The organism is Streptomyces sp. NPDC056144, from assembly GCF_042264145.1.
Lineage (GTDB): Bacteria > Actinomycetota > Actinomycetes > Streptomycetales > Streptomycetaceae > Streptomyces.
In genome coordinates this window covers 421,923-436,392 of the sequence record NZ_JBHJVF010000006.1, presented here as the reverse complement: position 1 = coordinate 436,392, position 14,470 = coordinate 421,923, and the positions used below count along the sequence as shown (strand labels likewise).

Genomic DNA, 14,470 nt, shown 5'->3' with positions numbered 1-14,470 from the left:
CGCACGCACTCCGTCACCCTTCGTCGTGAATTGACGAGAGTGGAAGACAGTCCTCCGGAGAACGGGGCCCCGAGCCGGGGTGCGACCGCGTCTCAGACGAGGCGGACGGGCTTCTCCGGGCGCACACCGGTGCTCGCGAGCCAGGCTCGCAGGGGCTCGGGGTCGCCCTCCTCGACGAGCGCGAGGACCCGCGGGCCGAGGTCGGCCGCGCGCTCGCCGCCGACGAGCAGGGCCGGGCCGTCGAGCCAGTCGAGGCCGGGGACGGCCTCGGCGGTGTCCACGGCGGCGCAGCAGACCATCGCCGTCACGTGGTCGGCGAGCAGGTCCCGTCCGGTGCGGGGCGGCTGGAGCGGGAAGAGCGGCAGCGGACCGTCCGGGCCGCTGACGGGGAGCGGCGACGTGGCCTGGGCGGGGCCCGGTGCCGGGGCGGTGCGGCCGGAGCCGTTCGCGCCGTCCGTGGCCCTGGCTGCGGCCTCGGCCTCCGTCGCGGCCACCCGGGCCTCGCGGGCCGCCTCCTCGCGCGCGAGGAGCGCGCTCAGCGCCCCGGCGAGCGCCTCGGCGGCGGGGTTCACCGGCTCCGACTCGTCCTCGTCCTCGTCCGGGCCGGTGTACGGGTCCGGGGCGGTGTACGCGTCGGGGGCGGCGGCCCGGTCCTCTTCCGGGCCCGGTTCGGGTTCCGTGAGGCGCCCCGGCCCCCGGTTACCCGGGGACGACGGAGGCGTCGCGGACAGGTGGTCGATCACGCGGGTCAGCGTCGGCCCCTCGCAGGGTGCGTCCCCGGCACCGCCGAAGCCGCCGGCACCGCCGACGCCGACGCTCTGGGCGCGAGGGGAGGCGGTCGTGCCGGAAGCCTGCGCGTCACCCGTGTCCGGGTCGGTCGTGGCCGGGCCTGCCGTCGACGGGTCGGTCGCCCCGAGGCGGTCGAGGACCTCGTGGAGCCGCGCCGCGTCCGTACGCCACTTCCGGTCGACGACCTCCTCCGGGTACTGGCTCCACTCCACCGGCGACCAGTCGGGGCCGGGCGCGGCCGGGCCGCCGTGGAAGAGGCGGGCGGCGAGCAGCGAGGCCGCCTCGTCGACCGCGCCCGGCTCCTCCAGGAGGTCGCAGGCGGGCCGGTCGCCGAGCCGGGAGGAGAAGCCCTCCGCGAGCCGGTCGCGGCGGGAGAGCTCGGTCAGGGCGGACACCACCCCGGCGTCGAGCCGGGCCGGCCAGCGGCCCATGCGCCAGGCGGGGAGCGCGACCCGGGTCAGGAGCCGGTCCCATCCCGCGTACGCCAGGCCGACCTGCTCCTGGGCGACGATCCGCACGCCGTAGTCCACGGCCTGGGCGCGCTCGGAGCCGGCCGCGGCGACGCCGCGCTCCATCTCGGCGGCGTGCCCGCGGCAGGCGCGGAGCAGGACGCGGGCGACCTGCCCGACACCCCGGGCGCCGAGCCTGCGGAAGGGGTCGAGCCCGGGGGTCTCCGGGACGGCGACGGCCGCGTCGAGCCCGCGGACGAAGCGGCGGGCGGCGGCTATGTCGGGGTGCGCCGCCGGGCCCGTACCCGCGACGACGGGCGCGAGGACGGCGCGGAGCTCGGCGACGCGCATCCACCAGAGGAACGGGGAGCCTATGACGAGGACGGGGGCCGCGCCGTCCTCCCGCCCGTCGCCCGGGCGGTGCTTGCGGTGGGCGCGGTGGCTGCGGTCCTCCAGCCAGCTGTCGCAGTCCGGCGTCAGGGCTATCGCGGAGGGCGCGGGGACGTCGAGCCGGTCGGCCAGGTCCCGCACGAGCCGGTACAGGTCGGGGGCCGCGCTCTCGGCCAGCTCCACCGTCGGGGTGGCGGCCGGGCGGGCGCGGGCGACGACGAGGGCGACGGCCGTGGCGGCGAGGAGGACGAGGACCGCGAGGACGGTCACGATCCACCGGGCGGTCGTCCAGCCGGAGCCGGTGAAGTGGCCGGTGACCCCGCCCGCGTACAGCACGACGGCCACGGCGGCGGGAAGCACCGCGAGGCCGAGCGCCCTGCCGCGGACGCGGAGGACGGCGAGGGCCCGGGAGCGCGCGGCGCGCGCACCCCACTCGTCGCCGACAACGGAACCGGTACCGGACACGCCGTTCACCACCCCCTCCTGCGCACGTCGGGACTGCCCATGTCGGACTGCCTGTGGCGGTTGCTCACTCCCCCACTGTGGCACCCGCCACTGACATCGCAATGCCGGTGGGCCAAGTGCCGGAATGCCTTCGCTGCACCCTAGTTGGGGCTTGGGCGACCGTCATCCGTATGGCCCATTCGTCACTCGATGGAATGGCTTTGGGTAAAGGTGATGGCGCACTTGTGGCCGTGCTGTTCGCGGGTTCTCCACAGCACGGCCACAAGAGGAATCAAGCGATCCCCGGTGTTGTCTCAGGTGTTACCGGGTGCCGTCAGGCCTCGGCGGCCTTCCGCGCGATGTCCGTGCGGTGCTGCGAGCCGTCAAGACGGATACGGCCGACCGCCGCGTACGCGCGCTCGCGCGCCTCGGCCAGGTCCGTTCCGGTGGCGGTGACCGACAGGACACGGCCGCCCGCGCTGACGATCGCGTCGCCGTCCCGCTTCGTCCCCGCGTGGAGCACGTACGCGTGCGGGGCGTCCAGCTCCGCGATCTCGTCCAGGCCCTCGATCGGGTCGCCCGTGCGCGGGTCGGCCGGGTAGTTGTGCGAGGCGACGACCACGGTCACGGCGGCCTCGTCGCTCCAGCTCAGCGGCGCCTGGTCGTCCAGGGTGCCGTTGGCGGAGTTCAGCAGGATGCCCGCGAGCGGGGTCTTGAGGCGGGCCAGGACGACCTGCGTCTCGGGGTCGCCGAAGCGCGCGTTGAACTCGATGACCCGGACACCGCGGCTGGTGATCGCCAGACCCGCGTACAGCAGACCGGAGAACGGGGTGCCGCGGCGGCGCAGCTCGTCCACGGTCGGCTGGAGGACGGTCTCCATGACCTCGTCGACCAGCTTGGGGTCCGCCCACGGCAGCGGCGAGTAGGCGCCCATGCCGCCGGTGTTCGGGCCCGCGTCGCCGTCGAGCGCGCGCTTGAAGTCCTGCGCGGGCCGGAGCGGGAGGACGGTGACGCCGTCGGTGATGGCGAAGAGGGAGACCTCGGGACCGTCGAGGTACTCCTCGATGACGACCCGGTCGCAGGCGAGCGCGTGCGCCCGGGCCTCCTCGACGTCCTCCGTGACGACGACGCCCTTGCCGGCGGCGAGGCCGTCGTCCTTCACGACGTACGGAGCGCCGAAGGCGTCGAGGGCCTCGTCGATCTCCTCGGGAGTCGTGCAGACGTAGCTGCGGGCGGTGGGCACACCGGCGCCGGCCATGACGTCCTTGGCGAACGCCTTGGAGCCCTCCAGCTGCGCGGCCTCCTTGGACGGGCCGAAGACGGGGATCCCTGCCGCGCGGACGGCGTCGGCGACACCCGCGACGAGCGGGGCCTCCGGGCCGACGACGACCAGCTCGGCACCGAGCTCGGTGGCGAGGCGCGCGACGGCTTCGCCGTCCAGCTGGTCGACGGGACGCAGCTCGGCGACCTCCGCGATTCCGGCGTTGCCGGGCGCGCAGTACAGAGCGGTGACGTCGGGATCGAGGGAGAGAGAGCGGCACAGGGCATGTTCGCGGGCGCCGCCGCCGATGACGAGGACCTTCACGCCAGCCAGGGTAGCCCGCGCCGCCCGGCGACCCTTGTGCGGGCCACCGAGCGAGACGCCGCTACTCGTTCGTGTATTCCTCCACAACCGTGGCGCCGAGCTCGCGCACGATCAGGTCGTGGCCGGAGAGGGCGGAGTCGACGAGGTCCGGATCGTCCTCCTCCGGTACGTCGTCCTCCGGGGCCACGGTCTGCGGCGGAGGCGCGTACGCCGGAGCGGACGCGGACGCCTGCGGCGGTGCGGAGGCGGACTGCGCCTGTACGGGGGCGGACGGCGGGGCCTGCTGGAAGGCGGGCGCCGCCGGGGCCTGCGCCGAGGGCGCCGGGGCCTGGGGGGCGGGCGCGGCCGGGGCGGGCGCGGCGGCCGGACGACCACCGCCGAAGCCGCCGGCGCCGCCGAATCCACCGGTCCCGCCACCGCCACCGAATCCTCCGGTACCGCCGAAGCCGGTCGCGGCGGGCGGCGGGTTGGCGCCGCCCGAGGGGTCGATGATCGCCTCGATCTTCCACTGCACCTGGAACTGCTCGGCGAGGGCCTGCTTCAGGACGTCCTCGCTGCCGCTGCTCGCGAAGTTGTCGCGGGCGCCCGCGTTGAGGAAGCCGAGCTGGAGGGTGGTGCCGTCGAAGCCGGCCACCTGCGCGTTCTGGCTGAGCAGGATCCAGGTGAAGCGGCGCCGGTTCTTCACGGCGTCGAGGATCTGCGGCCAGAGGTTCCGCACCTGGGCCGTGTCGCCGCCGGAGGCGGCGGGCTGCTGCGGCGCGGGAGCGGCGGCCTGCGGCGCGGGAGCGGCCGGGGCGGCGGGCGCGTGCGGGGCGGCCGGGGCCGGGGCCGCCGGGGCTGCCGCACCGGGCCAGGCGCCGGGCGCGCCGCTGCCGGGAGCGGCGGCGCCGGGCCAGGCACCGGGCCGGGCGGCGGCGGGCTGCTCCTGCACGGGAGCGGCGGCCTGCGGCGCGGGAGCGGGCGGGGGCGGCGGGGCCATCGGCGTGTGGGCCTCGGGCCCGGGCACGTACGCCATGGCGGGGGCGGCGGGCGCGGCGGGCGGAGGCGTGTACACGGCGGCGGCAGCGGGCGGCGCTCCCCCGGCCATCGAAGCCCCCACCCCCCTCTCCAGCCGGTCGAGACGCGCCTGGAGGGACCGCTCGTCGTCGAAGGCGGCGGGCAGCAGCACGCGCGCGCAGATCAGCTCCAGCTGGAGACGGGGCGAGGTGGCGCCGCGCATCTCCGTCAGACCGGCGTTGACGAGGTCGGCGGCGCGGCTGAGCTCGGCGGCACCGAAGACGGAGGCCTGGGCCTGCATGCGCTCGATCACGTCGACAGGGGCGTCGATGAGCCCCTTCTCGGCCGCGTCGGGCACGGCGGCGAGGATCACGAGATCCCGCAGCCGCTCCAGGAGGTCGGCGACGAACCGCCGGGGATCGTTCCCCCCTTCGACGACCCGGTCGACGACCTCGAAGGCGGCGGCGCCGTCACCGGCGGCGAAGGAGTCGACGACGGAGTCGAGCAGCGACCCGTCCGTGTAGCCGAGGAGCGAGGTCGCCATGGCGTAGGTCACGCCGACCTCGGTGGCACCCGCGAGGAGCTGGTCCATGACGGACATCGAGTCACGGACGGAGCCGGCACCGGCCCGGACGACGAGCGGCAGGACACCGTCCTCGACGGGGATGCCCTCGCGCCCGCAGACCTCGCCGAGGTAGTCCCGGAGCGTGCCGGGGGGCACGAGCCGGAAGGGATAGTGGTGCGTACGCGACCGGATCGTCCCGATGACCTTCTCGGGCTCGGTGGTGGCGAAGATGAACTTGAGGTGCTCCGGCGGCTCCTCGACCACCTTCAGGAGGGCGTTGAAGCCCGCCGAGGTGACCATGTGGGCCTCGTCGATGATGTAGATCTTGTACCGGCTGGAGGCGGGCCCGAAGAAGGCCTTCTCCCGCAGGTCACGAGCGTCGTCGACACCACCGTGGGAGGCGGCGTCGATCTCGATCACGTCGATCGACCCCGGCCCGTTCCGCGCGAGGTCGCGGCAGGACTGGCACTCGCCGCACGGCGTCGGCGTCGGCCCCTGCTCGCAGTTCAGACACCGGGCGAGGATGCGCGCACTGGTCGTCTTTCCGCACCCACGCGGCCCGCTGAACAGGTACGCGTGATTGACCCGGTTGTTCCGCAGGGCCTGCTGCAACGGGTCGGTGACATGCTCCTGCCCGATGACCTCGGCGAAGGACTCGGGACGGTAGCGGCGGTACAGCGCGAGAGACGACACGTATACGAGGTTATAGGCGCCCACCGACAACCCGGGAAAAACCACCGGCCGAGGTCTGTCGCGAACGGACACCCCCGACGCCCCGCCCGGAAACGCAAGCGCCCCCCACGCACCCGCCAGAGCCAACCTACCCTTGCTGCCTTCCGGCCCTGGGGGAGTTCAGTCAGATAGCGCCGCGTGAGGGGCTCCGCCCAGCGTACCCGATCCCCGCACCACTCCAACCCCCACCTCCCACCCACCCCCGCACACCGCCCCCTCACCCCCCGCCACCACCCACCCACCACCTCTGACCTCGCCCCCACCTCGCCCTGACCTCCCCCGACCCCGATCCACCCCTCCCCCACCCCCACGGGAGGCACCGATCGGATCGAGTTCGCGAGCACCCTCCTCGGTCATGTAATGTTCCGACCGGAGGATTCGCCTAGAGGCCTAGGGCGCACGCTTGGAAAGCGTGTTGGGGGCAACCCCTCACGAGTTCGAATCTCGTATCCTCCGCCAGCCCGAAGGGCCGGACCGCGAAAGCGGTCCGGCCCTTCGGCATTGGGGGCGCGTGTTTGCTCCTTCCGTCATGCAGCCCCGGGATGGGCGGCGCACTCTGAGGGCATGAGCGGAAGTGGAAACGGGGGCGGAGGCGAGGGCGGGAGTGGGAACAGGCCCACGGGGCCGCCGCCGGGGCCGCAGCGGGGGGGCGTCATTCCCCGTGGCCGCGGCCGCTTCTACGCCTCCCCCTCGCCGGAGGGGATTCCTCAGCCACGGGGCGGCGGCGTTCGGCGGGATGGTGATCGGCGTGCTCGTCGGCGTTCTCATCGGCGTGTTGGTGTCGAAGGACGACACGAAGGAATCCCCGTCCGCCTACAGCGCCGCGACCGGTACGCCGACGACAGCGCCTGCGACGAAGAAGAGTGCGGCGTCATCCGCCGGCGCCGACACCGGCGACATTCCCGGGGACGGGGTCTTCCTCGTCGGCAAGGACATCCAGCCCGGCACGTATCGCAGCGACGGCAAGGACACCGCCCTCTGTTACTGGGCACGACTGAGCGACACCACCGGCGAGTTGGCGGACGTCATCGCCAACGGCAACGCCGAAGGCCAGGCCATCGTCAAAGTCGACCCCGCTGACAAGGCGTTCCAGACCTCCGACTGCAAGCCCTGGCAGAAGATCGGCTAGTGCGGTGAACTGCCCGAGATGCGGGTTTTGTGATCAAGGTTTTTACTGGGCCTACCTGTTGTCCAACGCCGCGAGGCGAGCACCTGGAGGCTGAACGTGGCCACGTTGACCGTGTGGAAGTTCGACGCGCCGGACGGCGCGGCGGCCGTCGAAGACGTCCTGCTCCAGCTGCAGAAGCAGGAACTGATCAAGGTCATCGACGCGGCGACGGTCAGCTGGCCCGAGGAAGCGAGCAAGCCGAAGACGAAGCAGCTCAACAACCTCACCGGCGCCGGCGCGCTCTCCGGCACCTTCTGGGGCATGCTGTTCGGCCTCCTGTTCTTCATGCCGCTCTTCGGCGCGGCGGTCGGTGCGGCGGCGGGTGCGCTCGGCGGGAAGATGGCGGACGTCGGCATCGACGACGACTTCATCGACTCGGTGAAGTCGAAGGTCACGCCGGGTACTTCGGCGCTGTTCCTGCTCTCCTCCGACGCGGTGATCGACCGCGTGCGACAGGCGTTCCCTGGGGGGCATGCGGAGCTTGTGCAGTCCAACCTGGACGGCGAGAAGGAGGCGAAGCTCCGCGAGGTCTTCGCGGGCTGAGCCCTTCAGTTCGCCCCTGCGGGGCGCGCCCCACCCCACCCGACCGCGGTCGTCCGGCTTGAGCCGGTACGACTGCGGTCGCCTTTTTGGGGGCGTTCACCGATTAGAAGGAGTTCTGGAGGAGGCACGTTCCTGCCCCTGCGCGGTCTGTAGTGATGCCGATACTTTCTGTGATGACCGATCGGTACGACTGAGCAAGGGTCATACATGAAGAAGTTGGCGACGGCGTTGGTGACTGCGGGGCTGTTCTTTGGGGGGATGGGGGTGGCGGTTGCGGATTCTTGGCACTCCCTGTCACTGACGACGCCAGGTGCTGCGTTTTCAGGCAAGTACATGTGGGAGGAGCCCCTGAAGAAGCACGGCGGGCTGCGGCTGCAGGGGTTCCTGCAGGACAAGGATCCCGACGACGGCCACAACGTCTTCCTGCGAGTGAAGATCGAAGGACATGGGTGGGGCCGCCACGACGGCGTCCAGCGCAAGGACGTCAAGGTCGATATGACCTACTACGACGGCGCCGTTCTGAAAACGAAGGATGTGCGGCTCCAGGTTTGCCGCGACCGTGGCGTCTTTCGACCGGACAACTGCTCAACGCAGCGAATCCTTAGGCGCCGATAGTCGCAATCGGCAAGGAGATCGCACAGTGAACGTCATCCTCCGCGCCGAGGGCGTGGATCTCTTCTACGGCAGCTACCAGGCTGTCACCGGTGCTGACTTCACGCTCAAGCGCGGCGAAGTCGCCGCCATCATGGGAAGCAGCGGCTCGGGAAAGTCATCTCTGCTGTACTGCCTTGCCGGAGTTCTACCTCCGACCAGTGGCACGGTGACCTTCGACGGGATGCAACTCGCGACTCTCCCCGACAGCGAGCTGAGCGCATTACGGCGGAGCCGTCTGGGCTTCGTCTTCCAGTACGGGGAGTTGCTGCCAGAACTCACCGTCGAGGAGAACACCGCCCTTCCGCTCCGGCTCGCCGGAATCAGCAAGGACCACGCGCATGTCATGGCCGCCCACATCCTGAAGCGGCTGGGCATGGGTGAGCTGCTGCGGCGCAGGACCTCGAAACTGTCTGGTGGACAGAGCCAGCGCGTGGCGGTTGCTCGAGCGCTCGTCCACCGGCCGGACGTGGTGTTCGCCGACGAGCCGACCGGCGCTCTCGACAGCGCCAATGCGGATGCGGTGCTGAAGGAATTCCTTCGCTTGGCGCGTTTCCAGAAGACTGCCGTCGTCATGGTCACTCATGATGCCGAGGTCGCTTCCAAGGCCGACACGCAGTACGTGATGTCGGATGGCGTCCTGGCGCAACGGGTGACGGTGTGAACGCCTTCGCCCTGGGCATCCGCCTGTTGTGGGGAAGCGGGCGCCAGGGACGCGTCCGCTTTCTCCTGATGGTGTTCGGCTCCGCGCTTGGCGTGGCCTGCCTCGCGGCAGTGCTTTCCATTCCGTCGCTCCTTGCCGCACACGATGCCCGCACCGCCGCTCGCGAACCAGGACTAGGCGATAGCAACGTCGTGTTTCGCGAGTTCCGAGATCCGTATGGGTCTCAGCCCATCCATCGGGTCTTTGTCGCCCGTACAAGCCCCGGGCCGTCGCCAGTTCCGCCCGGGGTCAGGCGACTGCCTGAAGCAGGTGAAGCGGTTGTATCGCCGAAGCTGCAGGAACTTCTGGCAACCAATTCTGGTATGGCTGGCCTAGTTCCTGGACGGGTGATTGCAACCATCACGTCTGAGGGTCTGGGTGATGCCGAGGACTTGTATGCCTACGTGGGGACGACGCCAGGGCAGCTGATCGGCGCCGATCGCCTTGGCGCTTTCGGCGCTGGACGGTCGTGGCGAGAGATTGTCGACCCGTCAGCCCTCAGGGTCCTTCGCTACACCCTCGCCTGCATCGTCCTCCTCCCCCTCGTCATCTACCTCTCCGTCTGCGCCCGTCTCTCCGGAGAGTCGCGCGCCCGTCGCCTCGCCGCGCTTCGGTTGGTGGGGCTGAGTGTGAAGGACACTCTGCGGGTCAACGCTGCCGAGAGTGTGGTCGCCGCGTTTGTCGGGGCCCTGGTGGGGCTTGTGGGGTATCTCGGGGTCAATGAGGTTGTGGCTCGGGTGGGGTTGCCGGGGTTGCGGTGGTATCCCGCTGACGGGCGGCCTGAGGTGGGGACCGTTCTTGTGTGTCTGGTCGGGTGTCCTGCGCTCGCTTGGGTGGTGGGGCAGTTCAGCGCGCGGCGGGCCGCCCTGTCGCCGATCAGTGTGCGGCGGGTTGGGGAGCGGCGGGCGCCTCGGAAGGTGGGGGCGTTGTTGTTGGTGCCGGGGCTGGGGGTTATCGGGGGGTATTGCGTGCTCAGTGTGATGGGGCGCGATCCGTCCGGGGGGTCTGCCAGTTCTCTGCTCGTGCCTGGTGCCGTGGTGTTGACCGGTGCCGGGCTCGTTTTCGGTCTGGCGCCGATCACCGCCTGGCTTGCCCGGCGGCTGGCGGGGGTGGCGAGGTCGTTGCCCGTGGCGTTGGCCATGCGGCGTACGGAGGTCGATCCCGGGTCTTCGCTGCGGGTGGTGACCGGGCTCGTGCTGCTGGTCTTCGGGGCCTCGCTCACTCAGGGTGTGCTGGTCGAGTTGGACCAGGTCAGCCGGCGGACGGCGCCTGTTCAGGAGTACAAGATCGCGCTCGGTGAGCTCGACAAGGGGCAGCGGGAGCGGCTCACGCACGTGGCCGGTGTGCGGACGCACATGACCTCGTACACCTCGTGGAATCCGCCGGACGGGACCCTGCCGCCGAGTATCGATCTTGTCGTCGCCAGCTGTGCCGACGTCCTCGCCGCTGCGCAGTGGGCCAAGGGGTGTGTGGACGGCCGTGTCATGCAGCTGCACGACACCAGCTCGGCCCATCCCGGGGATCCCCAGGCCGGTGACCGGTTCCCCTTCGAGGTGAGGGGTGGGGGGCGGGTCAGTGTCGTCGTGCCGTCCGAGCGGATCGCGTTCCGGGCCTACCAGCCGTCCGTCCTCCACTCCGGTGCTCTCGTCGTACCGCCGTCTCTCCTTCCCTCCGGGATCGTCGATTCGGCCGGGAGTCTCACCCTCGTCAGTTCCGCGGAGCCCGAGGTCGTCCGGGCCGTGCTCGATGGGGTGGGAGGTATCGCGCCTACCGCGGCCGTGGAGCCTGTGGGGATCGTCATCGACTCGCTCGCGCAGCTTGCCGTCATTCGGAGTCTGCTGGGGGTGGGGATGGTGCTCGGGCTGGTCATCGGGGTCGCCGCGTTTGTCGTGTCCGTGGCCGATCGGGCCCTTGAGCGGCGGGGGCAGGTGGCCGCGCTCGCGTTGTTGGGGGCTCGGGCCGGGACCCTGCGGGTTGTGCAGGTCGTGCAGGTCGTGGTGCCGTTGGTGGTGGGGCTGGGCGCTGCTGTCGGCGCGGGGTGGCTTGCCGAGTCCAGTTATCTGATCACCGGGGGTGGGTCCGTGCACTGGGACTGGGATGGGCTTCCGATCGTTGTCGCTTGTGCCGTGGGTGTCGTGGGCGTCGCCGGCCTCGCTTCTCTGCCCATGGTTCCCCGGTACGTCGATCCTGAGCTCATCCGCCGGGATTAGGCCGCGAGGGTGTGGGCCGTGCGGGTGTCGATCCTGGTCCTCAGGGCCAGGGTCGCCGCCGATGTCGCCAGCCCCGCCGCCAACGCCGTCCACCAGACCGTCGCCGGGCCCAGCGTCGTGTACGCCGCCACGCCCACCGTCAGCGCGGCGAACCGCGCCAGGCCCCAGGTCCAGCTGAACGCTCCCTGGTAGCGGCCCCGGGCGTGGGCCGGGGCCAGGTTGGCCACCACCGTCGCGGCGATGCCCGCGACCGTCACCTCGCCCAGCGACCAGACCACCACCGACACCGTGTAGCCCGCGACGCCGTCCGCCAGGCCCGTCAGGGCCACGCCCGCCGCGATCAGGGCGCTGCCCACGGCCTGGACGCGCAGCTGCGAGAACCTCGCCAGCCTCGCCGTCGCGAACGGCTGGAGCGCCACGACCAGCACCGCGTTCACCGCCGCCATCGAGCCGAACACCGCCGGCGACAGGCCGCTGTCGTGGATCGCCATCGGCAGGGCCACCTCCGTCAGGGAGTACACGAACAGCTGGATTCCGAAGAGGGGGAGGAGGAGAAGCATCAGGCGGTCGCCGACAACTACTCGGTAGCCGTTGCTGCCGTTGCCGTTGTTTCCTTCGCTCTCGTTCTTTTTCGGCGTCGGCTTTGCGGGCCTCACGCCCGTCGCCACCACCGTCGCGAACGCCAGCATCGTCCCCGCGTCCACCGCGAACAGCAGCCAGTAGCCGTGCGCCGCCAGGTAGCCGCCGAGCACTCCGCCGACCGCCCCGCCGATGTTCACTCCCCAGCCGAGCAGGGCGTACGCGCGCTGCCTGCGTTCGCCGTCCACCGCGTCCGCCAGGAGCGCGTACGAGGCCGGGGGCACCGCGCTGCCCGCCGTGCTGATCAGCAGCGAGGCCGCCGCCATCGTCCACACCCCCGGCGCCAGGAACAGCGCGCCCTGTGCCGCCGACGCTCCGACCAGGCCGATCACCATCGTCGGGCGGCGGCCGATGCGGTCCGCGAGGATGCCGCCCACCGCCGGGCCGATCAGGTTGCCCGCGCCGAGCGCGCCGAGCACGTACGAGGTGTCCGTGCCCGTCACCCCTCGCGAGGCCAGGAAGAAGACCAGGAACGGGGTCACCAGGTAGCCGAGGCGGTTCACGATCGTGCCCGCGAAGATCGTCCATACGAGGGGAGGGAGGTGGGAGAAAGGGGTGTTTCTGGTTGTGGAGGGAGTCGTCGTCATGGGGGGAGCTTGGCCGGGGGGGCTTTCGGGCCTCCAATGATTAAGCTCAGACCGAATCCACACAGGGGGTACGTCTGCTCATGGACTCCGGTCTCAGCTTCTCCGCCGCCGATCTCGCCCAGACCCGCTTCGCCGTCTCCCCCATGTGGGAGGCCGTCACCAGTTTCCGGCTCCTGCGTCAGTCCTTCGAAGGCTCCCCCCACCGGCGTTGGGCCGCCCAGGTCCATCCGCGGATCGTCCGCGCCGGGCTCGACCGCGGGTGGCTCGCCGCCCTCGTGCCCGCGCACGGGTTCCTCGCCGACTTCCTCACGCCCACCCCCACCGGGCCGTTCCCCACCGTCGAGGCCGAGCTCGACGCCATCCGCCGCACCCCCGCCGAGCAGGTGCGCGAGGACCTGCGGAAGCTCGCCGTCGAAGGGGTCGACGGGCCCCGGCACCGGCTTCTGGGCGCCGCCCCCGAAGCCGTGCTCCCCAAGGTCGTCGAGGAGATCGAGACCTACTGGGAGCTCGCTCTCGGTCCCTACTGGGCCCGCATGCAGAAGCTGCTCGAAGCCGACGTCTTCCACCGGGCCCGGCAGGTCGCCGAGCACGGTTCCGCGCGGGTCCTGAGCGAACTCCACGAGACCGTACGGTGGGACGACGGCACCCTCCTGCTCGTACGGCGGCACTGCTCCCTCACCCGTGACCAGGCCGGGTCGGGGCTCCTGCTCATCCCGTCCGTCTTCGCCTGGCCCAAGGTGCTCACCCGGACCGTGCATCCCGATCCGCCGCAACTCGCCTATCCGGCCAGGGGGTTGGGCACCCTGTGGGAGCCCCGTGCGACGGGTGCCTCCGAGGCCGTCTCCGCCGTGCTCGGGCGGTCGCGCACCCTGCTGCTCTCCGAGCTCGACATCCCCGCCTCCACCACCCAGCTCGCCGCCCACTGCGGCCTCTCGGCCGCCGGCGTCTCGCAGCACCTCATCGCCCTCCGCAACGCCGGGCTCGTCACCGCCCACCGCAGCGGGCGGTCCGTGCTCTACGCCCGTACCGCCGTCGCCGACCAGCTGCTCTGCCCGGACCGGGTCTAGCCCGGACCGGATCGAGGCAGGACCGGGCCTAGGCGGGACCGGGCCTAGGCGGGACCGGGTCTAGGCGGGACCGGGTCTAGGCGGGGCTGAACTGGTCCGTGCCCACCACCCTCAGGAGCGCCAGGCGGTCGCCCGCGTCCGTTCCCGGCGGCGGCGTGTGCAGGACCAGGCGCTGGTCCCCCTCCGGCGCGAGCAGCACCTGGCAGTCCAGGTCCACCGGGCCGATCACCGGGTGGACCACCCGCATCCGGCTGTGCCGGCGTACCGCCACCTCGTGGCGGGCCCACAGCTCCGCGAACTCCTCGCTCGCCCCGCGCAGCCGCTCCACCAGGCGCGTCGAGGCCACGTCGCCCGACCTGCGGCCCACCGCCGCCCGCAGGTCCGCCACGTGTACGCGGCTGTAGTGGGCGTGCTCGTCGGGCGGGTACGCCGCACGGGAACGGTCGTCGGCGAACCAGCGCCAGACCACGTTCCTGCCGTGCTCCGACACCGTGCACACCCCGCCGAGCAGCGCCCGCGCCATGGCGTTCTGCGCCAGGACGTCCCCGAGGTCGTTCAGGACCTGCGCGGGCGTCGTGTCCAGCTGGTCGAGGAGGTGCAGCAGGCCCGGCGAGACGTGGTCGCCGGCCGCGGGGCCCGCCGGCGGGCGGTGGCCCGCCAGGAGGTGGAGGTGGTCCCGGCCGTCCGTGTCCAGGCGCAGCGCCCGCGCGAGAGCCGCCAGCATCTGCGGCGAGGGCTGCGGGCCCCTCGCCTGCTCCAGGCGTATGTAGTAGTCGGCGGACATGCCCGCCAGTTGGGCGACCTCCTCGCGGCGCAGGCCCGGCGTCCGGCGGCGGGGGCCGGTCGGCAGGCCCGCGTCCTGCGGGCGCACGCGCTCGCGTGATCGGCGGAGGAAGTCGGCCAGCTCGCGGCGGTCGATCGTCGTCATGGCTCCGCATCCTGCCGGAGTCCG

At 71.9% G+C, this 14,470-nt stretch carries 11 protein-coding genes, 1 tRNA gene and 1 other RNA gene; 7 read left to right on the top strand and 6 right to left on the bottom strand.

Annotation, left to right across the window (positions count from 1 at the left end; all coding sequences use genetic code 11):
• Positions 1-92: 92 nt before the first annotated feature.
• From ACFC0Z_RS21400 to ffs, 4 genes are all read right to left on the bottom strand, one after another.
• Entirely contained in the window at positions 93-2,102 is a 2,010-nt protein-coding gene (locus tag ACFC0Z_RS21400) for a hypothetical protein (protein WP_376440144.1), read from the bottom strand.
• Between the two features lie 304 nt (positions 2,103-2,406).
• A complete protein-coding gene (gene purD, locus ACFC0Z_RS21395; RefSeq protein WP_376440141.1) occupies positions 2,407-3,657 on the bottom strand; it encodes a phosphoribosylamine--glycine ligase in 1,251 nt (416 codons plus the stop codon).
• 61 nt (positions 3,658-3,718) lie between these two features.
• A complete protein-coding gene (locus tag ACFC0Z_RS21390) occupies positions 3,719-5,911 on the bottom strand; it encodes a DNA polymerase III subunit gamma and tau (RefSeq protein WP_376440139.1) in 2,193 nt (730 codons plus the stop codon).
• A 91-nt stretch (positions 5,912-6,002) separates the two neighbouring features.
• Positions 6,003-6,101: signal recognition particle sRNA small type (gene ffs / locus ACFC0Z_RS21385), an RNA gene on the bottom strand.
• A 220-nt stretch (positions 6,102-6,321) separates the two neighbouring features.
• On the opposite strand from ffs, the gene ACFC0Z_RS21380 reads away from it, so the two are divergent.
• From ACFC0Z_RS21380 to ACFC0Z_RS21355, 6 genes are all read left to right on the top strand, one after another.
• Positions 6,322-6,409: transfer RNA gene (locus tag ACFC0Z_RS21380), tRNA-Ser, on the top strand.
• Between the two features lie 277 nt (positions 6,410-6,686).
• Positions 6,687-7,079: a hypothetical protein gene (locus ACFC0Z_RS21375; protein WP_376440136.1), complete on the top strand. Its 393-nt coding sequence runs from the start codon at positions 6,687-6,689 to the stop codon at positions 7,077-7,079.
• A 96-nt stretch (positions 7,080-7,175) separates the two neighbouring features.
• Positions 7,176-7,661 carry a DUF1269 domain-containing protein gene (locus tag ACFC0Z_RS21370; protein WP_376440133.1) on the top strand — a complete coding sequence of 162 codons (486 nt, stop codon included), beginning with the start codon at positions 7,176-7,178 and terminating at the stop codon, positions 7,659-7,661.
• A gap of 207 nt (positions 7,662-7,868) precedes the next feature.
• Positions 7,869-8,276, top strand: a complete 408-nt coding sequence (locus tag ACFC0Z_RS21365) for a hypothetical protein (protein ID WP_376440130.1) — start codon at positions 7,869-7,871, stop codon at positions 8,274-8,276.
• Positions 8,277-8,301: 25 nt separating this feature from the next.
• The gene (locus tag ACFC0Z_RS21360; protein ID WP_376440128.1) at positions 8,302-8,976 is read left to right on the top strand and encodes an ABC transporter ATP-binding protein; all 675 of its coding nucleotides are present in this window, start codon (positions 8,302-8,304) and stop codon (positions 8,974-8,976) included.
• The gene (locus ACFC0Z_RS21355; protein WP_376440125.1) at positions 8,973-11,225 is read left to right on the top strand and encodes an FtsX-like permease family protein; all 2,253 of its coding nucleotides are present in this window, start codon (positions 8,973-8,975) and stop codon (positions 11,223-11,225) included. Before ACFC0Z_RS21360 ends, ACFC0Z_RS21355 begins: the two co-directional genes overlap by 4 nt.
• Here the strand turns inward: ACFC0Z_RS21355 and ACFC0Z_RS21350 are convergent.
• Positions 11,222-12,451, bottom strand: a complete 1,230-nt coding sequence (locus ACFC0Z_RS21350) for an MFS transporter (RefSeq protein WP_376440123.1) — start codon at positions 12,449-12,451, stop codon at positions 11,222-11,224. The genes ACFC0Z_RS21355 and ACFC0Z_RS21350 overlap by 4 nt on opposite strands.
• A gap of 80 nt (positions 12,452-12,531) precedes the next feature.
• Between ACFC0Z_RS21350 and ACFC0Z_RS21345 the strand changes: the two genes are divergently transcribed.
• Positions 12,532-13,518 (top strand): DUF5937 family protein, encoded by a 987-nt coding sequence (locus ACFC0Z_RS21345; RefSeq protein WP_376440120.1) that lies wholly within the window; start codon positions 12,532-12,534, stop codon positions 13,516-13,518.
• A gap of 76 nt (positions 13,519-13,594) precedes the next feature.
• Here the strand turns inward: ACFC0Z_RS21345 and ACFC0Z_RS21340 are convergent, their stop codons facing one another.
• The gene (locus ACFC0Z_RS21340; protein ID WP_376440118.1) at positions 13,595-14,446 is read right to left on the bottom strand and encodes a helix-turn-helix transcriptional regulator; all 852 of its coding nucleotides are present in this window, start codon (positions 14,444-14,446) and stop codon (positions 13,595-13,597) included.
• Between the last annotated feature and the right edge of the window lie 24 nt (positions 14,447-14,470).